At 43.8% G+C, this 26,589-nt stretch carries 25 protein-coding genes; 6 read left to right on the forward strand and 19 right to left on the reverse strand.

Annotated elements, in window-relative coordinates; genetic code table 11:
- Positions 1-135: 135 nt before the first annotated feature.
- Positions 136-1,992, reverse strand: coding sequence for a monovalent cation:proton antiporter family protein (locus tag B1A98_RS12520; protein WP_063383939.1), 1,857 nt, complete (start codon positions 1,990-1,992; stop codon positions 136-138).
- Between the two features lie 119 nt (positions 1,993-2,111).
- Here B1A98_RS12520 and prpE point away from each other — a divergent pair, with 119 nt between their 5' ends.
- On the forward strand, positions 2,112-2,849 hold the full coding sequence (gene prpE / locus B1A98_RS12525; protein ID WP_063383938.1) for a bis(5'-nucleosyl)-tetraphosphatase PrpE: 738 nt from the start codon (positions 2,112-2,114) through the stop codon (positions 2,847-2,849).
- Positions 2,850-2,937: 88 nt separating this feature from the next.
- On the opposite strand, the gene B1A98_RS12530 is transcribed toward prpE, so the two are convergent.
- Genes B1A98_RS12530 through B1A98_RS12545 form a run of 4 tightly spaced genes read right to left on the reverse strand, consistent with a single transcriptional unit; the run spans position 2,938 to position 5,703 of the window.
- Positions 2,938-3,837 carry an RluA family pseudouridine synthase gene (locus B1A98_RS12530; RefSeq protein WP_063383937.1) on the reverse strand — a complete coding sequence of 300 codons (900 nt, stop codon included), beginning with the start codon at positions 3,835-3,837 and terminating at the stop codon, positions 2,938-2,940.
- 4 nt (positions 3,838-3,841) lie between these two features.
- Positions 3,842-4,636 (reverse strand): NAD kinase, encoded by a 795-nt coding sequence (locus tag B1A98_RS12535; protein WP_041099260.1) that lies wholly within the window; start codon positions 4,634-4,636, stop codon positions 3,842-3,844.
- A 17-nt stretch (positions 4,637-4,653) separates the two neighbouring features.
- Positions 4,654-5,298 carry a GTP diphosphokinase gene (yjbM, locus tag B1A98_RS12540; RefSeq protein ID WP_041099258.1) on the reverse strand — a complete coding sequence of 215 codons (645 nt, stop codon included), beginning with the start codon at positions 5,296-5,298 and terminating at the stop codon, positions 4,654-4,656.
- A 27-nt stretch (positions 5,299-5,325) separates the two neighbouring features.
- The gene (locus tag B1A98_RS12545) at positions 5,326-5,703 is read right to left on the reverse strand and encodes a UPF0738 family protein (protein WP_041099256.1); all 378 of its coding nucleotides are present in this window, start codon (positions 5,701-5,703) and stop codon (positions 5,326-5,328) included.
- Positions 5,704-5,970: 267 nt separating this feature from the next.
- On the opposite strand from B1A98_RS12545, the gene B1A98_RS12550 reads away from it, so the two are divergent.
- The 5 genes from B1A98_RS12550 (at position 5,971) to B1A98_RS20495 (ending at position 9,546) form a co-directional block, all read left to right on the forward strand.
- On the forward strand, positions 5,971-6,561 hold the full coding sequence (locus tag B1A98_RS12550; protein ID WP_063383936.1) for a CYTH domain-containing protein: 591 nt from the start codon (positions 5,971-5,973) through the stop codon (positions 6,559-6,561).
- Positions 6,562-6,574: 13 nt separating this feature from the next.
- A complete protein-coding gene (locus B1A98_RS20920; RefSeq protein ID WP_063383935.1) occupies positions 6,575-7,234 on the forward strand; it encodes a lytic transglycosylase domain-containing protein in 660 nt (219 codons plus the stop codon).
- A gap of 152 nt (positions 7,235-7,386) precedes the next feature.
- Positions 7,387-7,785: a globin domain-containing protein gene (locus tag B1A98_RS12560; RefSeq protein WP_041099250.1), complete on the forward strand. Its 399-nt coding sequence runs from the start codon at positions 7,387-7,389 to the stop codon at positions 7,783-7,785.
- A gap of 23 nt (positions 7,786-7,808) precedes the next feature.
- Positions 7,809-8,627: a ClpXP adapter SpxH family protein gene (locus tag B1A98_RS12565; protein ID WP_052475277.1), complete on the forward strand. Its 819-nt coding sequence runs from the start codon at positions 7,809-7,811 to the stop codon at positions 8,625-8,627.
- A 751-nt stretch (positions 8,628-9,378) separates the two neighbouring features.
- The gene (locus B1A98_RS20495; RefSeq protein ID WP_169713113.1) at positions 9,379-9,546 is read left to right on the forward strand and encodes a hypothetical protein; all 168 of its coding nucleotides are present in this window, start codon (positions 9,379-9,381) and stop codon (positions 9,544-9,546) included.
- Positions 9,547-9,586: 40 nt separating this feature from the next.
- Here B1A98_RS20495 and pepF read toward each other — a convergent pair whose 3' ends face one another.
- The 14 genes from pepF to B1A98_RS12645 form a co-directional block, all read right to left on the reverse strand.
- Complete coding sequence (gene pepF, locus B1A98_RS12580) at positions 9,587-11,404, reverse strand: oligoendopeptidase F (protein ID WP_063383933.1); 1,818 nt, start codon at positions 11,402-11,404, stop codon at positions 9,587-9,589.
- A 64-nt stretch (positions 11,405-11,468) separates the two neighbouring features.
- Positions 11,469-12,614 (reverse strand): competence protein CoiA, encoded by a 1,146-nt coding sequence (locus B1A98_RS12585; protein WP_063383932.1) that lies wholly within the window; start codon positions 12,612-12,614, stop codon positions 11,469-11,471.
- Between the two features lie 173 nt (positions 12,615-12,787).
- Positions 12,788-14,035, reverse strand: coding sequence for an ABC transporter permease (locus tag B1A98_RS12590; protein ID WP_063383931.1), 1,248 nt, complete (start codon positions 14,033-14,035; stop codon positions 12,788-12,790).
- A complete protein-coding gene (locus tag B1A98_RS12595; RefSeq protein WP_063383930.1) occupies positions 14,025-14,714 on the reverse strand; it encodes an ABC transporter ATP-binding protein in 690 nt (229 codons plus the stop codon). Before B1A98_RS12595 ends, B1A98_RS12590 begins: the two co-directional genes overlap by 11 nt.
- Positions 14,689-15,900 (reverse strand): efflux RND transporter periplasmic adaptor subunit, encoded by a 1,212-nt coding sequence (locus tag B1A98_RS12600; protein WP_063383929.1) that lies wholly within the window; start codon positions 15,898-15,900, stop codon positions 14,689-14,691. The genes B1A98_RS12595 and B1A98_RS12600 overlap by 26 nt, the downstream gene beginning before the upstream one ends.
- A 303-nt stretch (positions 15,901-16,203) precedes the next feature.
- Positions 16,204-17,718, reverse strand: coding sequence for a cardiolipin synthase (cls, locus tag B1A98_RS12605; RefSeq protein WP_063383928.1), 1,515 nt, complete (start codon positions 17,716-17,718; stop codon positions 16,204-16,206).
- A gap of 184 nt (positions 17,719-17,902) precedes the next feature.
- Positions 17,903-18,565: an adaptor protein MecA gene (mecA, locus tag B1A98_RS12610; protein WP_063383927.1), complete on the reverse strand. Its 663-nt coding sequence runs from the start codon at positions 18,563-18,565 to the stop codon at positions 17,903-17,905.
- A gap of 243 nt (positions 18,566-18,808) precedes the next feature.
- Positions 18,809-19,204, reverse strand: a complete 396-nt coding sequence (spxA, locus tag B1A98_RS12615) for a transcriptional regulator SpxA (protein ID WP_041099230.1) — start codon at positions 19,202-19,204, stop codon at positions 18,809-18,811.
- 441 nt (positions 19,205-19,645) lie between these two features.
- Positions 19,646-20,221 (reverse strand): GNAT family N-acetyltransferase, encoded by a 576-nt coding sequence (locus B1A98_RS12620; protein WP_063383926.1) that lies wholly within the window; start codon positions 20,219-20,221, stop codon positions 19,646-19,648.
- A 553-nt stretch (positions 20,222-20,774) separates the two neighbouring features.
- Complete coding sequence (locus B1A98_RS12625; RefSeq protein ID WP_063383925.1) at positions 20,775-21,704, reverse strand: ABC transporter ATP-binding protein; 930 nt, start codon at positions 21,702-21,704, stop codon at positions 20,775-20,777.
- A 2-nt stretch (positions 21,705-21,706) separates the two neighbouring features.
- Positions 21,707-22,771 carry an ABC transporter ATP-binding protein gene (locus B1A98_RS12630; protein ID WP_041099222.1) on the reverse strand — a complete coding sequence of 355 codons (1,065 nt, stop codon included), beginning with the start codon at positions 22,769-22,771 and terminating at the stop codon, positions 21,707-21,709.
- A 13-nt stretch (positions 22,772-22,784) separates the two neighbouring features.
- Complete coding sequence (locus tag B1A98_RS12635) at positions 22,785-23,708, reverse strand: ABC transporter permease (protein ID WP_041099220.1); 924 nt, start codon at positions 23,706-23,708, stop codon at positions 22,785-22,787.
- 6 nt (positions 23,709-23,714) lie between these two features.
- Complete coding sequence (locus tag B1A98_RS12640; RefSeq protein ID WP_041099218.1) at positions 23,715-24,650, reverse strand: ABC transporter permease; 936 nt, start codon at positions 24,648-24,650, stop codon at positions 23,715-23,717.
- Positions 24,651-24,735: 85 nt separating this feature from the next.
- The gene (locus B1A98_RS12645; protein WP_063383924.1) at positions 24,736-26,376 is read right to left on the reverse strand and encodes a peptide ABC transporter substrate-binding protein; all 1,641 of its coding nucleotides are present in this window, start codon (positions 26,374-26,376) and stop codon (positions 24,736-24,738) included.
- Positions 26,377-26,589: the final 213 nt, after the last annotated feature.

Here is a 26,589-nt window from a genome sequence, read left to right on the forward strand (position 1 = left end):
TAATACAAGTTATTAGTACCTAGTAATAATATTAACAGGAAAACGATGGATTGAAAAGCATCGTTTTAAAAAAAGCGGACACGCCCTTAAAGGAAAAGCGCCCGAAAGACTGTGCTTTCAAGGCGCGCTTCTATTTTATCCGCCATACTCCAATTCTACTTTTAATTCATCCACATATTCTTTCGATCCGGTCAAAATCAGCCGGTCGTGCAGGCGAAGCTCCGTGTCTCCATGAGGAACGATCGATTCGTTTCCGCGGAAAATGCGGACAAAGATCACATCTCCGGTAAACGGGAAGTTTCGCAGAGCCAATCCTTCATAATTGCCGTTGAGCATTTCTATCTCATACAACGATGTTTCTTTATTGGTCAAAATGCTGATAATGCTTGGCGACTCGATTAAAGCGCGAAGAAGCGCCTTAGCAGAAAGGAAATAAGAGAAGGTTTCGATGCCGTTCTCGAGGAGCCTTTTCTCCGTTTCTTCTTTTTCTACATGCGCGATCACGCGCTCCACTCCTCTTTCTTTTGCTGCCATTGCCAGCTCTGCATTTTGCTCCAGGTTTCCTGTAGCAAAGACGAGAATGTCAGCCATAAAAATGCCGTTTTCCTCCAGTGTTTCCACCGTCAGGTCCTCAAGCTCCTCTACATCAAAAGTGGAGTTGCTTAAATTATTTTCTTCCGCTTCTGATTTTTTCCGGTAAACCACGGTATCATATAAAGCAGATTTCATTTCTTTAGAAATCGGCATGGTGTACTGATTCGCTCCAATGAAAGCGATTTTGATCCGTTTTTCTTCTTTCATATGCGGCGGGAACAGCTTCTTAAAGACGACAGGCGTGATTAAACAAGTGATTACGGCCACTAAAACGAGCAAGCCGCTCATTTGTGAACTAATGACTCCCACCCGTTCCGCAATTTTGGCGGCGGCAATCACAAGCGATAGCGTAGATGTAAGCAAAAAGGCAGACGCCATAACCGTCTTCCGGTCATACCACTTTCTCAAATAAAGAAGCGGCAAAACCTTGGAAATAAAGAAGGCAAGCATCAGCAGCGGAATCAGCATCAGCATCTTTTTATCACTTAACAATGACCATAAATCGAGCTCCACTCCGACCATGACAAAGAAAATCGGAATGAGGAAGCCGTAGCCGAACGAGTCCAGCTGACGAACAAGCTCGTGATTCGGAGCCAGGAGCGAAACAAGCACACCGGCCAGAAAAGCGCCAAGGATATTTTCTGCCCCGACATATTCTGATAAAGCAACAAGCACGATCATTAGGGTGAAAACGGCCCGTGTTCCGATTTGCACCGTGCTTGTGGATAATGCTTCAAAGAGAGGCTTATTCTTAAACCGCTTGGCAATGAAATAAAGAAGAACGCCGGCAGCAAACAGCACGAGCAGCAGCCACATATTTCCTCCACCTGAGCCATTGACCGATACGAAAACAGCCAGGAGAATCATCGTCACCAAATCCGCGATCACCGCAACGAGCAAAATAATTTGCCCAATGACTGTTTTCATTAAATGCGCTTCCTTCAGCGTCGGCACAACCACCCCAAGTGAGATGGTTGAAATAATAAGTGTCATTAAGAACGCATCCTCAATCAGGTGAAGCAGCACGAATAAATATGACAAGCCGAAAGACAAAACGAGAATCCCGCTGAAGATAATCAGGGCAGCGGCAAAGGCATTCGGTTCTGTTTTGTCCGGAACCATTTTCGGCGTCCCCTTTTTCTTAGAGGAAAAGGCTGTAAAGTCAATCTCCAACCCGCTCAAAAACATTAAGAATAAAAAGCCAAGAGTCGACAATGTATCAAGCCAGACATCTTGGGAGACCATGTTGAAACCGCTCTTTCCAATAACCAAACCGACAATAATTTCTGCAATCACGACTGGGATAAAATTCAGCTTCAGCCGATGCAAAATAATGGGAGTTAAAAAAGCGGCAACGATCACAATAACTAATGAAAGCAATGAAGCATGTTCTGCCATAAAACTCCCTCCTTTTTCATAATTTTTTCTGTCACTGCTGTAACCAAAAGCGGTGGATATGTTCTTTCATTATAACTTGCCGTATGATAAAAATGATAACGAAAAGGAGTGCCTGCCAGATGAATATTGATATTATCGGAGACATCCACGGCTGCTTTGCCGAATTTCGGCAGTTAACGGAAAAGCTTGGCTATTCGTGGGAAAGCGGCCTGCCCCTTCACCCCGAAAACCGGGTGCTCGGGTTTGTCGGTGATTTAACGGACCGCGGACCGGAATCTGTACGCGTGATTGAAACTGTCTACGGCTTATGGGAAAAGAAGCTTGCCTACTATTCCCCCGGCATTCATTGCAACAAGCTGTACCGGATGCTGATCGGCAACAAAGTCCGGATCAATAACGGATTAGAAACAACCGCCGCTGAATTAGACGCATTAAATAACCGCGATTACAAACGGGTCAAAAAGCAATTTATCACTCTGTATGAACAATCGCCGCTTTACCAGGTGCTTGATGGCGGCCAGTTAATTATCGCTCATGCCGGCATTCGTGAAGACTATATTGGCAAGTACAGCTCCAAAGTTAAAACCTTTGTCTTGTACGGGGACATTACCGGCGCTGCCGATGCAGACGGCTTTCCTGTCCGGCGCGACTGGGCCAAGCATTACCAGGGGAAGCCATGGATCGTTTATGGCCATACACCGACAAAAGAAGTCCGGATCGTCCGCCATACAGCCAATATCGATACAGGGGCCGTTTTTGGCGGAGCCTTGACCGCCTTTCGCTATCCTGAAAAAGAAACCGTCTCTGTTCCTTCTTCCATGCCGTTTGTCGCCGAAAAATTTCGGCCAATAGGCTGAAATAATAAATAAAGTGGTCCGCCGTCAGCGACCGGAGGACCACTAATCATTGTTTCTCATCGGATTGTCGTGCTGTTTTCACTGGTTTTTACGCTCCACCTGCTTGGTCGATTACTGCCTGCATATCTTGCGGAAGCGGACACTCAAAATAAAGCGGCTTCTGTGTGATTGGATGGCAAAAAGCGAGCTGATGACAATGAAGGGCTTGGCGGTCAATCTTAGCCAAGGAGCCTCCGTAAAACTCATCACCAAGCAAAGGATGGCCTATATGAGACAGATGAACACGAATTTGGTGCGTCCGCCCGGTGCGAAGCTTGAGAGCTGCCCGGGTGAAATCAGGAAACGTTTGAAGCACTTTAAATGCAGTGCACGCATATTGGCCGTCCGCTCTTACTTCCCGTTCGATAATACTCGTTTCTTTCCGCCCGATCGGCTCCTCTATGATCCCCCTGGCAGAAGAAATGACTCCTTCTGCCAGCGCTTCATACGCGCGGGATATTTCATTCCGCTTCTGCATTTCCGAACATAAATGGTGGACATGCCGGTGCTTCGCAATCAGCACAAGACCTGATGTATCACGGTCCAGCCTTGTCACCACATGGACGGTTGCCTCAATTCCCCGTTCTTCATAATACCCGAGCAAGCCATTAGCGAGACTGCCTGACGGATGCTCCCGGGAAGGGATCGTATTCATGCCCGCCGGCTTTTCCACAACAAGCAAGTATTCGTCCTCAAACACAACCGAAAGCGGAAAGTGTTCTTTTAGAATGCCTTCACTCGGCACCTCCCTCGGGAAAAGCACCGTCACCTTGTCTCCTTGCGCCAACTGAAAACGGACATTTTCCTCGTGCCCGTTGACCGAAATCCAGCCGCCGCCGAACTTAATATCTGTCAGTGCCCGCCGGGAGACATGCTGCTCCATTAAAAAGTCGCGCAGCAGCTTCCCTTCATCTTGCTCCGCCGCTGTCCAATTCAATTGAAACCTCATATGATCAGCTGCTCACAAATGAATCATGGACTCGTTTCCAGAACGGGAAGGGCCGGAAACGGGCAAAACGGATTTTTTCATTCGCTACCCGGTACTGGATGGATTTCACATCTTTATGAAGCAGCGTCAGATGATCAATGGTCACGAGGAAATCCGAGCGATTTACCGGCTTCAGCATGCATGTATGATGAGCCGGCAAAATAAGCGGCGAGCCGACCGTCCGAAATACACGGTTGTTAATTGATGCCATCTCTGCCAATTGCAGCGCGCGGATAGACGGATGCAAAATAGCACCGCCCAGCGCTTTATTGTATGCCGTGCTTCCCGAAGGAGTGGAAATGCACAGCCCATCGCCGCGGAAGCGCTCAAATTGATCGCCGCGAATTTCTACATCCATAACAAGCGTTCCGTCAACGGCCTTGACGGTAGATTCATTTAACGCCAAATACCGTGTTTCCTTGCCGCCATGCTGATAGCGGATAATGGCTTCAAGCAGCGGATACTCAATAATCTGATACGGTGTGCGGGCAATAGCGATGACCAGCTTTTCAATCTCATCAGGCACCCAATCTGCGTAGAAGCCGAGATGGCCTGTATGAACACCGACAAAAGCGGTTTTATCGAGGCGTTCAATGTAACGATGAAAGGCGTACAAAAGCGTTCCGTCTCCCCCGACAGAAATCACGATATCCGGCTTGTTTTCATCATATGTTAGCTTAAAGTCAAGCAAATAAGCGCGGATTTTGTGCATTAAAGCATTAGACTTGGCATCTCCCTTGGACGTTACTGCAAATTTCATTTCCGTTCACCTTCTTTCTACTCTTTTCTTCTATGATCCTTTACTTGCTCTTTCTTCTTCGTGAAAAACGCCTGTGCTTCTTTAATTTCCTCACGGATGAGCGACATTTCCTCATCCAGGCGAAAAGCAGCCTCAGCTGCCCGCTCCAGCCTCATAAGAATTTCTTCCGGGAACTGCCCCTCGTATTTATAATTTAATGAGTGCTCAATGGTTGCCCAAAAATTCATGGCAAGCGTCCGGATTTGAATTTCCGCTAATATTTTCTTTTCGCCGTGAATGGTTTGCACCGGATACTCAATGACCATATGATACGAACGGTAGCCGCTCGGTTTCTTGTGGGAAATATAGTCTTTCTCTTCAACAATTTTAAAGTCCTTGCGCATGCGCAGCTTTTTAACGACTTTAATAATATCATCTACAAACTGGCACATCATGCGGACACCGGCGATATCCTGCATCTCCGTTTCCAAGCGGTCCAAAGGAATATTTTTATCTCTCGCTTTGTCAAGAATGCTGGCCACGGGCTTGACGCGCCCCGTCACGAATTCAATCGGAGAATGCTCATCGCCGTGTTCAAATTGTGTGCGCATCCCTTTAAGCTTCACTTTCAGCTCATCCACCGCTTGCTTATAAGGTATTAAAAATTCATCCCAATTTTTCATTCTTCTTCCCTCTCAGACGCAGCTGCATTATTGATGATGCAAAAAGACGGATTCTACCTTTTTCACCATTTCCTCTCCGTAATTGCTATTGCCTTCAATATTGCCGATTAAATAACCAAGCTCTTCCTTCCAGCCAGTCAGTTCGAGAGTAACGTCTTCGCCTGAAACAAACAATCGGGCTTCTTCCTTCAAGGCTTTTTCAAGATCTTCCCACACTGTTTCATGTATGTATAAATAGATAAATTCGTCTTTTTCTTCTGCTAAATAAACAAAGGCTTTTTCGTCGGAATCAACGATCATTTGCTCTGCTGCTTGAACACCTGACAGTTGCACAGGCATGTTTGCATGCAGTTTCACTCCATCCTCATCCCACAATGCGTTTGTAAAATGAATTGTTTTTCTCATTCTCTTTTTCCCCTCTCCGTGCCTGCTATGATAAACTTAAAGGCGGAAGCGCCTGGCCTGAATTTACCTGAAAAGGCAAGGTGCCCGCCGGCTGTAAAAAAACAGCGGGTGAACGAACATTTTTCTGCTGTGCAGACGGAACGGCCTATAGCCTTGCGATAGCTGCAACCAAACAGTATGAAAACTCATTTCATATTTTAACACATCTGTCTATTTCAAATACAGAGCTATGAACGACGAAACTAAATTGAAGAAAGAGGAAAAAGCATGAGTCAGGAATTAGAAATCGAGTTCAAAAATATAGTCAGCCAAACAGACTTTGAACGGCTGGCGGATGCCTTTCACCTGGGACCGGAAGATTTTTGCCTTCAGCACAACCACTACTTTGATACAAAAAGCTTTCTACTGAAGCAGGCAGGATGTGCCCTGCGCATTCGCGAGAAAAATGGGGACTTTGAGTTAACGCTGAAAGAGCCTGCTAAAGACGGATTGCTGGAGACATCACAACCGCTCTTTCGCCAAGAAGCAGAGGAGCTATTAGCCGGCGAGGCGTTCCCGGATGGCCCGGTAAAAACAGCCCTTTCATATGTCATAACCGATTTGGCCGAATTAAAACCTTTTGGAACCTTGTCTACGAAAAGAGCAGAGATAGATTATGAAGGCGGATTGCTTGTGTTTGATAACAGCTTCTATTTAGGACGTGAAGACTTTGAAATTGAATATGAAGCCGCAGAGAGAAAAAGCGGAGAAGAAATTTTCAATAATTTTCTAAAAAGCTATCAACTTCCAATCAGGCAGGCCGATAATAAGGTAAGAAGATTTTATAACGAAAAGCTGCGGCAGGCAGCTGAAGATTAATAAGGAGCGAACTATGAGCAGTAATCCATTTCAAACTATGTTTGCCACAGGCATCATGCAAAGTATGTCGCCTTCTCCCAATACAACAGCTTCTTCAGGAACGGCTCCAAACCAAGTATTCGGCGCTGTTCTGCAACAGGCATTAATAGAAGGACTGGAACTCATCGGTGGAGGATCGGTAGCAAACTCTTTAGAAAGCACAAATGGCGATACTCCATCCTTTTCTGCTGCACCGTCGGCTGTTCTGCCGACGAAGCCGGGAGCAGACCTGTTAAAAACGGTGAATACAAATGTCAAAACAGATTTTGATGATATTATTACCCGGGCAGCGGAAAAGTACAACGTACCGAAAAAGCTGATTCAAGCGGTCATTCGCCAGGAATCCAACTTTAACCCGAATGCCAGAAGCTACGTCGGAGCAGCCGGCCTAATGCAGCTGATGCCTGCCACTGCACGCGGTCTCGGCGTGTCCAACGCCTACGACCCTGAGCAAAATGTCTTTGGCGGCACGAAATATCTCCGTCAAATGCTTGACCAATTTAACGGAGATATTAAGCTCGCACTTGCTGCTTATAATGCCGGGCCGGGCAACGTCAAAAAATACGGGGGCGTCCCTCCCTTTAAAGAAACCCGAAATTATGTGCAAAAAATTACTTCTCATTATTATGCTTAAACCAAGACAGACCCTTCGCTGGTCTGTTTTTTTATATGCATAACTCCTCCCCGCCCGAAACTTGTAAAAATAGGCACAAGCACTTTGTTTGTGTTATAACAGCCCCCTTGATAAAATAAATTTACACTACAAGGAAAAAAGGAGTTATTGGTATGGGCGAAAAATCAATAGCACCATTTGAATACATCGGTGAAGAAAAACTTTCAAAACTAGTTGATGCGTTCTATTCAAAAGTTAGTCAGCATCCTGATTTATTTCCAATTTTCCCTGATGACTTAACAGAAACAGCCCGCAAGCAAAAGCAGTTTCTTACACAATACTTGGGCGGGCCTCCTTTATATACCGAAGAACATGGCCACCCGATGCTCCGGGCACGCCATTTGCCTTTTCCGATTACTCCTACACGCGCCCGCGCTTGGCTCTCTTGTATGAGAGAAGCTATGGATGAAGTCGAGCTGCATGGTGACTTACGGGACTTTTTCTATCATCGTCTCGAACTGACGGCTAATCATATGGTGAACCAGCCGGAAGGACCAGGTGAAGACTATTGAAACCATCATTACTGCTTAATCGGATGTGTTCCACTCAGCAAAAGCCTTTGGAAATTTATTGGTTTGTTGATCCGCTCTGTCCGGAATGCTGGGCGCTTGAGCCGTTCATCCGAAAATTGCACATTGAATATGGCCGTTACTTTCGTTTAAAGCAGGTGTTGACCGGTAATCTTGCGGCATTGAACCTCCCCGATTCCAAATTGCGAAGATGGGAAGCAAATGCAGCCAGATCTGGCATGTCATGTGATGGTGCTCTTTGGATGGACTATCCTGTTTCCTCCCCTTTCCTTGCTTCGGTTGCTATCAAGGCAGCAGAGCTGCAAGGACGCCGGGCCGGAAGCCGCTTTTTGCGCAAGCTTCAGGAGGTTTTGTTTATTGAAAAGCAAAATGTATCCGATCTTAACGTTTTAAATGACTGTGCTGATGACGCTGGACTAGACAAAGCTGAATTTCTGAATGACATGCATTCTTCCAGCGCGGCCAAAGCGTTTCAATGCGACTTGAAAATCGCTGCCGAAATGGAAGTAGACGAAACGCCGACACTCGTTTTTTTTAACGAGAACATTGAAGAAGAAGGCATTAAAATTACCGGGCTTTATTCTTATGATATTTATGTCCAGATTATTGAAGAAATGTTGGATGAACTGCCAGAGCCGCAGCAGCCGCCTGCTCTGGAAGACTTTCTGAAGCAATTCCGCTTCACCTCTTCAAAGGAAATCGGCGTCGTATACAATTGGAATGAACGGGAAGTAGAAAAAGAAATGAAGAAGCTTCTTCTCCAGCGCAAAGTGCGCAAAATACCGATGAAATTCGGTTCCATATGGGAATTTATTGATCAGTGATTAGCCGGGAGCCCGTTCCGGCATTTTTCATAAAAAAACAGCCTGGACTTCCAGGCTGTTTTTTTATGGCAGCAAAGGGGTTCCGAAGGAGCTTATTCCAACCCCCTTTAGGATGGAGAAAGGCGGCACTTTACTATGAAAACCGCATTCTATAAGCCATCATAAAAGAAAAATCAACCGCCGGCTTCATAACTCCTGATGATTGAAATGGAAAGCGAAGCGCCTGAAATGGAAAGCAATAAGACCCTTTTACATAGAAAAGAAAAAAGGCTGCTGATGTTTCATTCAGCCGCTTGATGACGGCAGGATGATCTATTTTCAAACAAGCATCATTATACAGTTGCCCTCTTTTTATACTCATGATGATTGAAATGGAAGACGCACAGACTCCGGCGGGATCAGCGGGACAGGCGAGACCCCGCAGGCGCTTTTAGCGCCGAGGAGGCTCGCCGCCCGCCCCGCGGAAAGCGAAGCGCCTGAAATGGAAAGCAATAAGATCCTTTTACATAAAAAAAAGAAAAGACCTTGTATCATTACAAGGCCTTTTCTCACGAACAAAGGGGATGGGAGAAATTTTTCACGGTCAAACAAAGGGGTATATGTTTGTATGTGATCAACTTCACGATTTTTATATTATCATGCCCCCTCCCTTAAAAACAAGTGATTGTGCCGGATTTCACATATTTGTCATAACAATGGAATAGAAAGCGTAAACTAACATATAATGGTACCTGCTGCAGGAGGTTACTTTATGAAATGGATTTTTCTCTGGTCTTACTTTTCACTCGCAGGCATTGCCCTACTGTTTAATTTACTCGGTCTTCTGAACTTATATCCATTGTATGTCACAGCACCCACTTTATTTTTTGTCTTATTCATTCCCGTTTATCTGATCAACCGGCAAAAACGTTGGAAATGAAAAAGAGCGCCCGCATGCTTCCAGGCGCTCTTTTTCTTATTTACGACAGCAATTGCTCCATTTCATTTAACTTCTGCTCGAATACCTTGCAAGCTTCCTCGATCGGCTGGGCAGTCGTCATATCAACTCCGGCCTTTTTCAACACTTCGATCGGGTAATCGGAACTTCCCGCTTTCAGGAATTCTTTGATATAGCGGTCGACGGCCGGCTGCCCTTCTTCCAGAATCTGCTTGCTTAGCGCTGTAGCTGCGCTAAAGCCGGTCGCATATTGATATACATAATAGTTGTAATAGAAATGCGGAATGCGCGCCCATTCAAGCCCGATTTCTTCATCAATCACCATGCCGCTGCCAAAATATTTTTTGTTCAGCTCATAATATTCCTTCGTCAGCGCATCAGCAGTCAGCGCTTCCCCATTTTGCGCCTTCACATGAATCAGATGTTCAAATTCAGCAAACATCGTCTGCCGGAAAACAGTGCCGCGGAAGCCTTCTAAATAATGGTTTAGAATATACAAGCGTTTCTTTTCGTCGTCTACATTTTTAAGCAAGTAATCATTCAGCAAGGCTTCGTTGCATGTGGACGCCACCTCTGCGACGAAAATCGAATAATTGCCGTACACATAAGGCTGAGACGCCCGCGTGAAATAGCTGTGCATGCTGTGTCCAAACTCATGAGCCAGTGTAAATAAGTTATTGACATTATCCTGCCAATTCATCAAGATATACGGATTTGTCCCATAAGTGCCAGAAGAATAAGCACCGCTGCGTTTTCCTTTGTTTTCAACCACATCGACCCAGCGGTTATCCAAGCCTGTCTTTAATACCTCGGTGTATTCCTCTCCCATCGGAGCCAGCCCTTTAATCATATACTCTTTCGCTTCATCATAAGTTACTTTCATTTTTACATCTTTGACAAGCGGTGTATATAAATCGTACATATGAAGCTCGTCAACACCGAGCACTTTCTTTCTTAACTCCACGTACCGGTGAAGCAAAGGCAAGTGGTTATTGACGGTTTTCACCAGGTTATCATATACCGCTTCCGGAATATTGTTGCCTGCAAGAGCTGCTTCTCTGGCATTATTGTAATGGCGGACACGGGCATAAAAATTATCTTTTTTCACTTGGCTGCTAAGCGTGCTCGCAAACGTGTTTTTAAAGTTGCCGTACGTTTTGTACACTGCTTTAAAGGCTTCCTCCCGTACCCGGCGGTCGTCCGACTCTAAAAACTGAATATAACGCCCATGTGTAATTTGGACCTCATTTCCTTCTTCATCTTTAATGGCCGGGAATTCCAAATCTGCATTGTTCAGCATGCTGAAGGTGTTGCTCGAGGCAGAGGTCACTTCGGACGCCTGGGCGAGCAAATTCTCCTCTGATGCTGATAACACATGCGGACGCTGCAAATTAATTTCTTCAATGGCGTGGCGATATACGTCCAGCCCTTCGTGGGTTGCCACGAACTTCGTTAGTTGCTCTTCATCAATCGCTAGAATTTCAGGCACTGCATAAGAAAGCGCACTTGCAATTTGCGTATAGAGGTTTTTTGCACGATCATCCATTCCTTGATAATGAGAGTTTGTCGTGTCTTGATCGTAGCGCATATGAGAGTATGTATACAGTTTGCCCATACGCTCAAGCAGCTCGTCCTGATAAGTGAAAAAATTATAAAGGCTTTCAGCACTTTCGCCGAGCTTCCCCTGATAGCTTTGCGCTTGCTCTGACAGCTTTTTCACTTGTTCAAATTCCTCATTCCAGCGCTCGTCCGTTTCAAAAATATCCTCCAGGCGCCATGTCAATTGTTCTGGCACACTCTCCCTTGACGGAAGCTGCTTGACTGCTTGTTCATTTGTCATCCCAAGTCCCTCCTGTTTCCATATTTTCTCTTCCTCTTCATCATATTATTGTATGCGGAAAAACTCAAAAAATAAGCCGGGAAATGATGAACTCTTCAAAATTTCGAATAAATGCTCTTTTCCTTTCCATTTGTTCGCATACTGTCCGGCACGGCTCTTTATTTACTGCGCCCGCCGCCCGCCAAATCGCTAAATATTCTTCCATCACATCGGGAAGATCCGGTGATAAGCACAGCGGTAGCTGGTTAAGCTGCACATCCCCTTTTTTGATCCTCTTCTTAATAACGGCTGCTGCCTCCTCTGCCGTTGCGTTCTCCTGATAGGCCAGCAAATCGTGCCATAAATAAAACTGCCATTCTATCGGGTGGCTTTTAATGAGAGCCATAAAGCGGACAGGCAAACCAATACAAAGAGGCAACAAGGAAGGATGATTCTTCGACTGATAAACAGTATGGAAAAACGGGCCGGATAGCCCTTTGGTGAAATATATTTGCTGCTGCAGCCATCGTTCTGTCCTAAGAAACCAGTCGGACAAAGAAAAAGGCTGGAAAGGGGAAGCCGCATCAAAGGCTGGGGGATAAGCTAAAGAACAGAGAGGGATGTTTTGTACGGCAGCTGCGTAAAGAGAGGGATATACTGGAGTAAGCTGTGAGTAGAGTGTAAAGCATTCCTGATCAGGGCAATAAGCTAAGAGCCAAAACCCGAAGGACAGAGAGTAATGAAAAAAGAGGCGGTGAAACAGAGAAAAGCTATAGAATGGTCCTTGTTTTTTAATTGGCGGCCCGCCATAAATCCAAAAGGGAAAAACGTGCTGCTGCCTGTAGCCTTCTGTTCTTTTCAAAAATAGGGCCGCTGGCAAAGCGGAGCATTGGTATTCAATAGCTGTTTTTTCTTCAACAAGCAAATCCGGACGCTGGGCAATCTCCGGCAAATAAGCTTCCAGCTTCACTTCATGAGTGGAGCGAATCCATCGGTATAAATCGGACTTGCCTTTTAAATGGCGAGCGGACTCTCCTTCTGAAAATGACTTGCATGCGTGTGATTGTTTGTGGGCAAAATGAGGTATTTTGACAGCTCCTGCCTTTAAAATGACCGGCTCGCGGCATGCAGGGCAAAAATAAATGGAAGCACGAATTTTTCCGAGCATTTGTTCATTGGGCTGTTGGGCTAAACTAATGACCTCGCCAGATTGATCGATAGCAATAAGCATCTGCAACCACTCCTTTCATACTTACATCTATTCGCTCCTTCTTCGCTCTTTCCTGCTGGCTCGCGCTCCATTCACTAAGAAAATAATGCTTAATCAGCAAGCTGTTTTTTTCTGAATTAAAAACACCCCTTTCCCTGCATAGGGAAAGGGGTGCCTCAGATTCAGCCATCTTATTATTCATATCGAAGGGCATCGATCGGCTTCATTTTTGCTGCTTTCATGGATGGAATTAAACCGAAAATAATGCCGACTGCCATGGAGAAAACAACAGATCCGATAATGGCAGGGACCGGCGCAGCAAATGGCAGGTGTGCAAAGTAGGAGATGGCCTTGGCGCCCCCTAATCCCACCAGTACACCGATAATGCCGCCGATGCTGGTAAGCACGGCTGACTCTGTTAAAAACTGCCAAAGAATAACAGACCGCTTCGCTCCAAGAGCTTTTTTAATGCCAATTTCCCGCGTTCTTTCCGTCACAGATACGAGCATAATATTCATTACACCAATGCCTCCGACAAGCAAGGAGATACTTGCAATCCCCCCCAATAACAGCGTAAAGGCTTGGTTAAACTCATTAATGTCTTCCATGATTTGCTGCAAATCCGGAATGCTGTACTGCCAAGTGGACGTCGCAGGCAGCTGGCTGTTCAAGGAATCGGCAACCACTTGTCCAGCTTCCTCCAGCTGGTCTGAATGATAAGCCTGAACGAGCACTTGAGGGATATCATTGAAGCTTCCTAAATGGGGCCATGCGGACTTCGGCAAATAGATTTTCCCCATTCCTGCATCCATCATAAACATATTATCTTCTTCACTTTTTTCATCTGCATATACGCCTACGACGCGAAAAGGCACTTTATTCAGTTCAATGACCTGATTAATCGCGCTTCCTTCAGGAAACAAAGCGTCCCTGGTCGCTTCATTAATCATGGCGACTTGACTGCCATTCTTGTGCTCAACCGGCGCGATTTTTCTTCCTTCCAACATCTTAATTGGAAAGATTGAAAAATACTTATCATCGACCGCATAAAGTTCGGAATCCGACAAGTTATTTAGATGATAAGCCTGTGTATAGTTTTGATAGAAGACAGCAATCGATTTGACTAAGTCCGGCACTTTCGCTTCCTCAAGCTGTTCATCGGTAATTGTTGGGATGACGTCAGGCGGATTTTCCTCACCGCCGCCCATCATGACCATATCGCTGCCGCCCATTGCGGCTGCTTCAGGCGATTGAAACATAATAGCGATCGAATTGTTTCCTGTTCCGACAAGGCTTGATTTCAAGCTTTCTTTCTGGCCTTCAATCATCGCTACAATCGCAATAATGGAAGCGATCCCGATAATGACTCCCAACATTGTTAAAACAGAACGCATTTTATGGGCAAAAATAGATTGAAAGGATAGTTTTAAATTATCTAGCATGCAACTCTCTCCTTTCATCTTTGATGATGGCCCCATCACGCAGAAAGATGCTTCGTTTGGCGTATTGTGCAATTTCCTCTTCATGGGTAATTAAAACAATGGTTACGCCTTCTTTATTCAACTCTGTAAACAAATTCATCACTTGCTCGCTTGAAGCAGTATCGAGCGCCCCTGTCGGCTCATCCGCTAAAATAAATTTTGGTTTATTAATAAGTGCCCGGGCAATAGCTACCCGCTGCTTTTGCCCGCCCGATAATTGCGTTGGCTTAAAGTTGATCCGATCTTTCAGCCCTACCTTGGCCAGTGCATCTATTGCCAGTTCTTTTCGCTCTTTTTTATTGACCTTGGCATACACTAGAGGCAATTGCACATTATCTAATGCCGTTAACCTCGGCAATAAGTTAAAGTTTTGGAAAACAAAGCCGATATATTCGTTTCGAATTTTGGACAACTCGTTCTCTTTGCGCGAGAGCACGCTGTTTCCATCTAATATATATTCTCCTGATGTAGGGGTATCCAGGCAGCCCAAGATATTCATAATCGTCGATTTCCCTGATCCGGAAGGTCCCATAATCGATACGTATTCGCCTTCTTCAATAGACAAATTAATGTTATGAAGGATTGGAACTTCTTCTTTTCCAATCCAATATGATTTATTGATGTTCTTCAAGTGAATCATCAATAGTTACCTTCTTTCCTTCTTTTACTGTGTCATCAGGGAATATAACGTAATCATCTTTAGTTAGGCCGCTCTTAATGACCGTCATCATCATATCCGGCATTTCCTTGCCCAACTCGACTTCTTGTTTCTTCACTTTCTCATCTGCAACCGTCCATACAAATGGCTTTTCTCCGTCCATCACAATCATATCCGTTGGAAGCATCACTTCCTGGGAAGCTTCTTCCCCTTTTAGTTCAATGAATACATGATAGCCAAATTCCAGCCCTTCATGCTCTGTGAGCTGGACTTGGAAAGGATAGTTGGATGCTTGCGGATTCATTGCCATCTCGTCCATTCCCATACCGCCCATCTCATCAGTGCCTTCATCTACCGGCAGCTTGCCGATTTCAATAATTTTTCCCGGCCATTTTTGTTCCGGGTTTTTTCGGCTGACTACATTCACTTCTTGTCCCACTTGGAGTTCATCTTTAATCAGCTCATTGACATTTCCTTTTACAAAATAGGCATCCGTATTATAAATTTGCATAAAGGGGCCTGACGGCTGCTGCTCCCCTTGATTCTCTCCGCCCGTTGATTGCTTTTGTTCTTCATCAACTTTTTGCACCAGGCCATTTACTTTCGCTCTAACGATGTTATTGTTTACTTTCTTTTTCATTTCCTGGTACTCTAAATTTGCTTTTTCCACTTCGAATTTAGCTAGTTTTAAATCTGTTTCCGCTTGTGCCACTTGCTCTCTTAACGCAGATTTTTCTTCAGCAGCCGCATTTTTGATTTGCTTTTCCAGCGACCAAATTTCTGATTTCTTCTGCTTAACGCTGCTATTGGCAATGTCGAGGTCGATCGCCTTTTGTTTCAGCTCCATCTCCCCTTCGGCATTCTCATAAGAAAACAACTGGTCATTCGCTTTAACCACGTCCCCCTCTTTCACAAATACCTCTTTCACAGTGCCGCGTTCTGAAGATAAGAAGATCTTCTCTGTTTCCTTCGGCTCAACTACCCCGGCAAATAAACCGCCGGCGCTAGCTTCCATTCCGCCCATCATATCGCTTACCTTTGTCGGGAAAATTTCTCCCGCGCCTTCTTCGCTATTAAACTTGGACTTTGTGAATATGTAACCGCCAATCCCCAAGCCTAGTATGATAATAGTTGAAATTGCAATAATCCATTTTTTCTTTTTACTCACTTCGTTATCTCCCCTTTTCAATTTCCCGGTCTATTTCTCTTTCTATCTATTTAAAAAATTGCTATCACCATCTTTTTCCATAAAAAAAACCTACTTCGACATGATTTTAACAAACACTTCTATTTATTACAAATAATTTAAGAATATGTCATTTCTGTTAACCCTTTCGTTACCGGGCCGTCCGCTTTTACAGCTGGTTCTCTTTCAATTTGTTTAAGAAAGGAGAGCCTTCAAGCCTTTTCTGCCTGACATTCAAAATGACCCGAAAGCGCCGCCTCCGGGTCATTTCCTTCGTATGATGCTTTATAATAGCGGTGACAGCAGCCTTGACGTCGACTCAATGAGGCGGTAACCAAGATGGCGGCCGTTAAAGTCCTCCAGATTAATTTCATCAGAAGCATGGATGTCGTTAATATACTCCCTCACGAGCGACTCAATGCTGTGAGTATGATATAAGAAAGCGTTCACCTCAAAGTTGAGGTGGAAGCTTCTCATATCCATGTTAGAAGTGCCTATAGAAGCTATTTCCCCATCTACGATGATGAACTTACTGTGCATAAAACCTTCCTTATATTCAAAAATCCGCGCCCCCGCTTCCAGAAGCTCCGGAAAATACGACCGGGAAGCGTGGAAAACAATTCGTTTATCCGGACGCTTCGGAACAAGCAAGCGCACATCTACTCCGCTTAAAGCAGCGATCTTCAAGGCCGAAAAGATGTCCTCATCAGGAATAAAATAAGGGGTAGCAATCCAAACAAATTTCTGGGCCGATGTAATCATTGAAAAGAAAATATTTTTGATCACACTCCACTCATTGTCCGGGCCGCCGGCAATCATTTGAACGCCGCCCGTCCGCCGCACTTCCCTCTCTGGCTCCGGAGTCAAATATCCCGGTGTAATAAAGCTGTCATTGGTCATATAATACCAATCCTGCAGGAAAATCAGCTGCAGCGACCGAACCGCTTCCCCGCGCACATATAAATGGGTATCACGCCAAAAACCAAATTGGGGGTCTTTCCCCAAATACTCGTCTCCAATATTCAAACCGCCGACAAACCCTACTTTTCCGTCAATGACAATAATTTTGCGGTGATTGCGAAAATTAAACTTGCTATTCAAAAGCGGGATTTTCACTGGCCCAAATGCCACCATCTCAATGCCGGCATTACGCAGCTCTTGAATATAGCCCTTCGATAACATCCAAGAACCAACGGCGTCGTATAAAAAACGCACCTTCACCCCGTCCTGTGCTTTAGCAATAAGTATCTCTTTAATTTCATGGCCAATGCCGTCCGCCCGCACAATGTAATATTCTAAATGAATATGATGCCTCGCTTTTCGCAACTCATTCAAGATGGACTCATAGGTTTCTTCTCCATTAGTCAGCAGCTCTGTTTCTGTATGAAAAGAAATCTCCGTATTCCCAAGCCGTTCAGCCAATGCATAAATCTTATGCTCTCCGTACTTTTGAAAGTGCTGCCTTAAATCTTCGGTTGTGTGGGCAAAACTGTATTTTTGATATGTTTCCTGGTCAAGAATATATTTTTTCTTAAACATCCGCTCTTTCCGATAGTTTCTCCCAAACAGCAAATAAAAAATAAATCCAAAAAGCGGAAAAGCTCCTAATACAACAAGCCATGTAACGGTTTGTGTCGGATGCCTGTTTTCAAAAAAGATTAAAAAGCTGATAACGATCACTGAAAGGGTTAACGCCACACTCATATATTTGAGCAGCCCGCCCATATAGTGATCTGCCCATAAAATATAAGCGACAATTATAGCTGCAATAAAGCCAGCCGCTTTTATCGTATTTTTCATCCTTCCTCGCCTGCCTCTTCTGCCCCTGTTACTGCTTTCCTGCTATTATACCCTTTTTTCCGGCAGAGAGACGGATATTCTTTGACTTCTGTATGAAAGCCGGCAAATGAGCCGGCGCCGATGATTCATCGCCTGGATGCCATAAAAAAAGCGCGGATTTCAACAGAAATCTGCGCGGTCTTTATTAATTAAAATATTTACGGACAGTTTCAAATACATGGCTCTCCATCACACATTTTCCATATTCCTGAAGGCGGTGGATAGTAACGCCGGACTCATCTGTATATTCCAGCAGCAAGCTTAATGTATTCTCTACTTTTTCTTCATCCATTGTTTCCTCTGGAAATTCCACAAATAAATAATATTTGCCGTTATAAGCATACAGCTGTGTAGCCAGTTCATCAAGAAAGGCACGCTTGCTTAGCTGTATAAGATCTTCAAAGTCATTAAATGAAAGCATGAATTCCAGCATTGGTTCTTTGGGCTCATCATCGTCTTCATTAGCTTGAAAATGTTCATCAAGCAGCTCCTCTAAGCGGTCATCAACTGGGAAATCCCGGTACTTATCTCCGGGCAGCGGCAGTTCGATTCGTTGACCGTCTTTCGTTAAGTTCGCCTGAGTCACCAATATTTCCAGCCCTTTATCCAAAGCTTGAACTTGAATCCAGAGCGGACCATCAACGGTAAAGTCTTCTTCATCGTGTATTTCTTCCATCATATCCCAAAAAAGCTCTTCACTCCGCTCACGATTATACCAAATTTCTTCGCGGTCAAAGCCTCTTTCCTCTATATCCAAGTATGAAATGTAAAACTTCACTGTATTATCATTAATGCGTTCGATTTCCATAACTACCTCTCCCTTCCGTCTAAGGGTACCTGAGGACGACTCCCCTTATTATTAGGCATTGCCCTAAATGGCCTGATGGTATACATCTACCTGATTCTATTGTATGCTAAACACACCACAAATGAAAATATAATGATTCCAAAATAAAAAGAGTGTTTCGTTATTCTATCCGAATTTTCCTAAAATTACAACCTGGAAATAAAAATAAAAACCCTCATACTTCTGGTATGAAGGTTCTCTTCTTTAGTTGACGAGCCGCTGCGCTTCCTTCAATTGGAATGTACGCACTTTTCTTGGCAAGAAGCGGCGAATTTCATCTTCGTTATAGCCTACTTGCAACCGTTTCTCGTCCAAAATGATCGGGCGGCGAAGCAACCCTGGATTAGATTGGATCAGTTCAAACAGGTTTTGCAGAGGCAGCGCTTCAAGATCTACATTGAGCTTTTGGAAGATCTTTGAGCGTGTGGAAATGATTTCGTCCGTGCCATCTTCTGTCATTCGCAATATTTCTTTAATTTCTTCGATGCTCAAAGGCTCGGAAAAAATATTTCTTTCAACGTATGGAATTTCGTGTTCTTCTAACCATGCTTTTGCTTTACGGCAGGAAGTACAACTTGGTGAAGTATATAAAGTAACCATTCCTCAAACACACTCCTTAAAGATTAGAATATAATACCTGTTTTTCATGAGGAATATCCATTCATGAAGCAGTCGATATCAATAGCTTCAAGTGCTCCGGCTACAATATATATTATACATGATGGAACGGCTCATGAATACAGTTTTCATTACATTGTAATAATAATTACAAACTTTTTTCATTTTTTAAATGGCTTTCGGCGGCCGAATAAGCCAGCCATAGCCGATAAGCGGTTTCACTACACTTTGTTCTCTGAAATATAGACTTGTTCTATATTCTCTTATTCCTTACTTTTACCCGTTCTCTTTCCCGTCTAAACCACTAATAAATATTTTACTAAAAAAATAAAAGGCGGCCCTCAAATGGCCAGGTTCCATCTGCTCGTTATGGAGCTCTTTTTGTCAATCGAATCTGGCTTTCTAATTTGGGACCGCCTTTCTTTATATTAACTCTTTTAATATATCTTCATCTCTAGTTTTATCTCTGGATAAAACCTCTTGTACCGGATCAAACGGCTCGCCGTATAGTTCTTTGTCTTTATATTTATGAATAAGTGAATAGGTTTTTTTCATGCTTTCATAAATCTTTTCTTCTGTTTCATCGTGAGGAGCCCAATAAAGGATTTCCATATCATTTACTTCATTTGTAGCCAGTGAACGCCTGGAATATCCAATAGTTGACGCATGGCTGAACCCCTCTCTCGCATAAAAGCGCAGCCGCTTTTCACTATCTGTATCCTCATAATTCACCGGTTCTACCTCGAGAATAATCGCTTTTTCTTTTGCTTTCAATTTGTCAATCAATTGATGGCCAAGTCCTTGGCCTCGGGCATCTTTGGACACGAACAAGTAATCAACAAATACAAACTCATCAAATTCCACATAAATAAGCACGTGGTGTGGCCCTTCATCTTTATGATAAATATCGCTTCGTTCTTCTAGAAGCAATTCCATATGTTCTTTTGATTTCATTTCTTCAATTGGGAAATACTGATTTAATTTTTCATACCAATGCATTGAATCTTCCTTTCCTTATCATAGTGTGTCATCCACATCAGGCATACACCTAGTGCTAGCTTTCCACAATCTCCTTTTGTTTATGCCGCTTGATTAGAAAGAATGGCTCTGTTACATAATATGGTGAATGTTTCTAGAGATTTTGCTTCAGGTGCGCTTACATGAGCGGTTAAGAAATCAACAGCATCTAATCACAGCGCCGAAAGAATAAATTCTTGAGGTCGTAAGAGGTGAATGGCTGCAGTACGTGTGGCCTTCTGCTTCCTGTTTTTCACCTTAACATACTCTGTCAGTCATTTGTATGGTTCTATGCCGCTATGTCTTTTTCCCTATCTCCCCTTTTTTCTTTCATTTTCACTACTTTTTTACCCGCGTCTGTTGCCTTTTACTCCACCTATTCTGTCGATAAATGATGGAACGTTTATCCTTTGACCCATTTTTTCGGGAGAAGCTTCTTTCTAATGTTTTTCTGCCTCCGTCTGATTCTGCGCAAAAAAAGAATCTTCCCTAGCCGGCCATCATTTGGCCATATGGAAGACTCCTTTTTTAGTGATTAATACGTCGCTTTATGGTGTTGAAATTCTTTTTCAGAGCAATACACCCAGTGACCCGGTGCTACTTCTCTCATCTTTACTTCTTCACCGGCGGCATAGTTGTGAACTGCGGGATCATAAGTTTTCCGTACACGATTCCGTTCATAATCCGGGTCCGGAAGCGGAATCGCTGAAAGCAGCGACTGTGTATATGGATGCAGCGGCTTTTTGTACAGCACACTACTTGGCGCCAGTTCTACAAGCTTGCCAAAATACATAACCCCAATCCGGTCGCTAATATACTTTACCATGGATAAATCGTGGGCAATAAATAAATAGGTCAAGCCTTTTTCTTTTTGCAGCTGCTGCATCAGGTTAACCACCTGTGCCTGAATCGATACATCCAGTGCCGAAATCGGCTCATCTGCGATAATGAAATCAGGCTCCACGGCCAAGGCGCGCGCAATGCCGAGCCGCTGGCGCTGGCCGCCGGAAAACTCGTGCGGATAGCGATTCGCATGCTCGCGGTTTAATCCAACTGTTTCCAGCAGCTTGTACACTTTTTCCATACGCTCTTTTTTCGATTTGGCCAAGCCATGAATATCGATGCCCTCTGCAATAATATCTGCTACCTTCATGCGCGGATTTAATGAAGCATACGGATCTTGGAAGATCATTTGCATTTTTCGGTTAAATTCTTTTAATGCTTTTTTTGATTTCTTGCCGTGGACATCTTCGCCTTTGAACAGCACTTCTCCGTCTGTGGCGTCATACAGCCGAATGATCGTCCGTCCGGTTGTTGATTTTCCGCAGCCAGACTCGCCGACAAGGCCGAGCGTTTCCCCTTTATAAATATCGAATGACACATCGTCTACAGCCCGGACTTCGTTGGGAGAGCCGATGTTAAAATATTGTTTCAGTCCTTTTACTTCAATCAGCTTTTCTTTCATCGTTAAACCTCCATTACCATAACCGGCTTTTCAAACGTTCCTGCCAGCTTCCTTCTATTTTTAAGGACAGCTTCAGGAGGGTCGATTCTTGGTGCCTCCGGGTGTAAAAGCCATGTTTTGGCAAAGTGTGTTGGAGAAACCTGGAACATCGGCGGCTCCTCTTCATAGTCAATCTGCAGCGCATACGGATTTCTTGGAGCAAATGCATCTCCTTTTGGAGGATTAGTCAAATCAGGCGGCGTTCCTGGAATCGCTTCCAATTGTCCTTCATCCACCGTTTCCAAGCTAGGCATGGAAGCCATGAGTCCCCATGTGTAAGGATGGCGCGGATCGTAGAAGATTTCATCTACTGTGCCAATTTCCACAATTTGTCCGGCATACATCACTGCTACCCGGTCGGCCACATTGGCAACAACCCCTAAATCATGAGTGATGAAAATAATAGAAGATCCTACTTCCTTTTTAATGCTTTTCATGAGTTCTAATATTTGTGCCTGAATAGTTACGTCGAGCGCGGTAGTCGGTTCATCGGCAATCAGCAGCTTCGGATTAGCTGCAAGAGCAATAGCGATCATGACCCTTTGCCTCATCCCGCCTGAAAATTGATGAGGGTATTGTCTCACCCGTTCTTCGGCTCTTGGAATACCAACCAGCTCCAATAATTCAATCGCTTTTTTATTGGCTGTTTCCTTGCTGACATTGTTATGCTTTAAGATTACTTCTGTAATTTGTGCGCCAACTCTCATCGTAGGATTTAAAGAAGTCATTGGATCCTGAAAAATCATGCTAACGTCTTGTCCGAGAATTTTCTCCATTTGTTTAGTCGTTTTCGGAACCAAATCTTCTCCATCCAGCAAAATTTGACCGTTTCTAATTTCACCTGGCGGCATTGGGATCAACTTCATGATCGCCTGTGTAGTTACACTTTTTCCCGATCCGGATTCACCAACAATCGCGAGTGTTTCTCCTCGGTTTACATCAAAGCTGACGCCTCTGACGGCCTGTACATAACCGCCATACGTCTGAAATCCGACTTCTAAGTTTTTTACTTCCAGTAGCTTTTCCATCGCATATTTCCTCCTATTTTCTTAACCGCGGATCAAGCGCGTCTCTTAAGCCGTCTCCGATTACGTTAAAAGCAAAGATCGTTAAACAGATAAAGGTTGCCGGGAAAAATAACCGCCATGGAAAATACTCAAGCGCCGGCAATCCATCTGAAGCCATCGTTCCCCAGCTTGCCAGAGGAGGATTTAGCCCTAATCCCAAGAAGCTTAAGAAGGCTTCCGTGAAAATAGCGGTTGGAATAGTTAAAGTAAGAGTAACAAGAATCGGCCCCATTGAATTAGGAATCAAGTGTTTAAAGAGAATTCTTCTGGAATCAGCGCCCAACGTGCGGGAAGCTAATACGAATTCTTGTGTTTTCAGTTGAAGCACTTGTCCGCGCACGATCCGCGCCATGCCAATCCAGCCGGTAATCGTCATTGCTAAAATCATCGTTCCCAGTCCTTGCCCGAGCACGACCATGAGAATAATGATCATAAGAAGGTTCGGAATACCGTATAAGATATCGGCAATACGCATCATAATCTCATCCACACGGCCGCCTTTATAACCAGCAATGCCTCCCCAGATAATGCCGATCGCCAAATCGATTAAAGCAGCGGCAATCCCGATAAAGAGAGAAATTCTCGCGCCTTCCCATGTACGGGCGAAGACATCACGGCCAAGGTCATCGGTGCCAAACCAGTGCTCCTTAGACGGCGGCTGGTTTGAATTCATTAAATCATTTGTGGCGTAATCATATTTCACGATATGAGGACCGATAGCCGCCATAGTAATCAGTACAATCAGAAGAAGTGCGCCAAACATAGCTAATTTATTCTTTTTAAAATGAAGCCAAGCTTCTTTCCAAAATGACAAACTCGGTTTATTAATTTTTTCAGCATGATCTGCCTGTGAACCGACAACTACAAATTTATCCTTTTTATTTGGCAATGCGCTCATTTCAGCTTAGGCTCCCTTCTTGTGTGCTCTTAATTTAATCCGCGGATCAATTAATCCATAGATAATGTCCACGATAAAAATGGATAAAAGTAGCAAAATACTGTAAAACACGGTAACACCCATGATCACTGTATAATCGCGGTTTTGAATGCTGGTGACAAAATGCGATCCTAATCCCGGAATACCGAAGATCTTCTCGATAACAAAGCTTCCGGTAATAATTCCCGCCGATAATGGGCCGAGATAAGAAACAACTGGCATCATCGCATTGCGGACCGCATGCTTAACAGTGATGACCCCGCGGCTCAATCCTTTTGCTTTGGCTGTCTTAATGTAGTCATTGGACAAAACCTCAAGCATGGATGAACGAGTTAACCGGGCAATAAACGCCAGCGGAGTAGTCGCTAATGCCAATGCAGGAAGAATGGTATGTGCAAACGAATCCCATCGGGCTACAGGAAGCACTTGGAGTTTAATCGCAAAGATATACTGCAGCAAGGCAGCCATAATAAATGATGGGACTGAAATGCCGACAACGGCGAATATCATTGATGAGTAGTCCTGCCACTTGTTGTGATAAAGGGCGGCAAGAACGCCGAGCAAAACGCCCAATGCTAAAGCAATAAAAATGGCTTCAATTCCTAGCGCTAACGACACTGGAAAACCTTCGCTGATAATATCATTAACCGTTTGCCCTTTATATTTAAACGAAGGGCCGAAATCCCAAGTAGCAATCCTTTTTAAATAATCAAAGTATTGAACATACCATGGCTGATCAAGCCCATAATGAGCATTTAAGTTTGCTTCTATTTCTGGGGGTAATTGTTTTTCAGAGGTAAAAGGGTTTCCTGGAGCAAGCCTCATAAGAAAGAATGTTGCTGTAATGATGACTAATAAGGACAAAAACATGTAGAAAAATCTCTTGCCAAAATATTTGATCATTGTGTGCACCTCCAATATTATGCAGGAAAGTCAAAACTCAAGGGTACGCGGGAAATTCCCCACATACCCTTGATTAAGAAATTAATTACTCAAAGTGAGCCCATTTCAGCTGTACGTCGCCCAGACCGGACATCACTACATCTTTCAGGTTATCTCTTTGTACCCAAGAGTTCGTATAGAAATAGATTGGAGCTACTGGCATTTCATCGATAAAGATTTTTTCTGCATCCTTCAGCATTTGAGAACGCTTGGCAGGATCCATTTCTTTTTGAGAATCAACTAGCAATTTCTTAAACTCTGGATTTTCCCAGTTTGTATCATTGTTTCCGCCTTTTTTCTCACGGAACAGCTCAAGGAAGTTGATTGGATCATTGAAGTCTCCAAGCCAGCCCATACGTCCAACCATATAGTCACCGGAGTGAAGTTTTTCAATGTAGACAGCCCATTCTTCATTTCCAAGCTTTGTTTTAACGCCTAATTCTTTCTTCCAAGTGTCTTGGATTGCTTGAGCAATCTTTTGGTGAGCTTCATCTGTATTGTAGGAAATCGTAATTTCCGGAAGCTCTGAAGCATCTTTCATTCCCAGCTCTTTCAAGCCTTTTTCTAAATATTCTTTTGCAGTCTCCACATCATGATCTTTGAAGTAGCCTTTTTCATTTTCTTCAAACATGCTTGGCGGAACTGCAGCCATCGCTGGAATTTGACCGCCTTTTGAAATCTTCTCTACAATAGACTTTCTGTCAATTACATAAGCAAGCGCTTTACGGATGTTCACATTGTTTAACGGTTCCACTTCAGTATTAAACTTGTACCAATAAACACCGGCAATTGGTTTAATATTTAAAGTTTTATCCGCCTTTAAGCTTTCCATTGCATCAGTTGGCAGCGCGCTGAACGGTGAACCTGCCCAGTCAAGCTCGCCTTTTTTGAACATGGATAGCTCTGTGTTTACGTCATTGATCATCAGCATGTCAATCTTATCAAGCTTGACAGTGTCTTTATCCCAGTACTGGTCATTCTTCTTAAGAACGATTTTGTCGCTGTGCTCCCATTGATCCATCACGTAAGGACCGTTGGATACATAATCCTCGCCGGCATTTTTATACCAGTTTGGATTCTTTTGAGCCACTTTGCTGTTAACAGGTAAATAAGTATAGAAAGCAGTTAATTCCAAGAAATAAGGTGTAGGGTTTTCAAGCGTTACTTCAAGTGTTTTCTCATCTTTCGCTTTAACACCTACATCTTCAATTTTAGCTTTTCCTTCGTTCGCTGCTTGACCATTTTTTAAATAATAAAGCTGGTAAGCATATTGAGATTGGTTTTTCGGATCAAGCGCCCATTTCCACGCATATTCAAAGTCTTGGGCTGTTACAGGATCGCCGTTTGACCATTTATGATCTCGAATTGTAAACGTATACACTTTTCCGTCTTCAGATACATCCACTTTTTCAGCGGCTGCATTTTCCGGCTTATCGTCTTTGTTGATTCGCGTCAACCCTTCAAACGTATTTCTCAATACAGATCCGGATGTGCTGTCGTTAGCCAAGCCCGGATGCATAGAAAACGGCTCTGTTTTAATGTTGACTTTTAATTCTTTTTTGTTATCCTCTTTCCCATTTCCTCCGGCTTTGTCGCCACCGCCGCCGTTTCCGCCGCCACAGGCTGCCAGGAACGTACTTAGCGCAAGCAATAAAGCGAGAAAAAGAGCATATTTTCTTTTCTTCATCTGAATCCCCCTTATTCTTTATTTTCTTCCTGATTATTCAGAAGATTTCTTTACTAATTATAAACTTTCTTAGTTTTTTTGCAATAATTATTTGAAATTTTTCAAAAAAATAAATATGTTTTTGTTACACAAATGTTACATCCCCTAAAACACGCTTGTTAACAGGTTTTGAATTTAATTGAATAATAATTCACCGTGATAAAGCGCTTTCAT

Source organism: Pseudobacillus badius, assembly GCF_002189605.1.
Taxonomy (GTDB): Bacteria; Bacillota; Bacilli; order Bacillales; family Domibacillaceae; genus Pseudobacillus; species Pseudobacillus badius.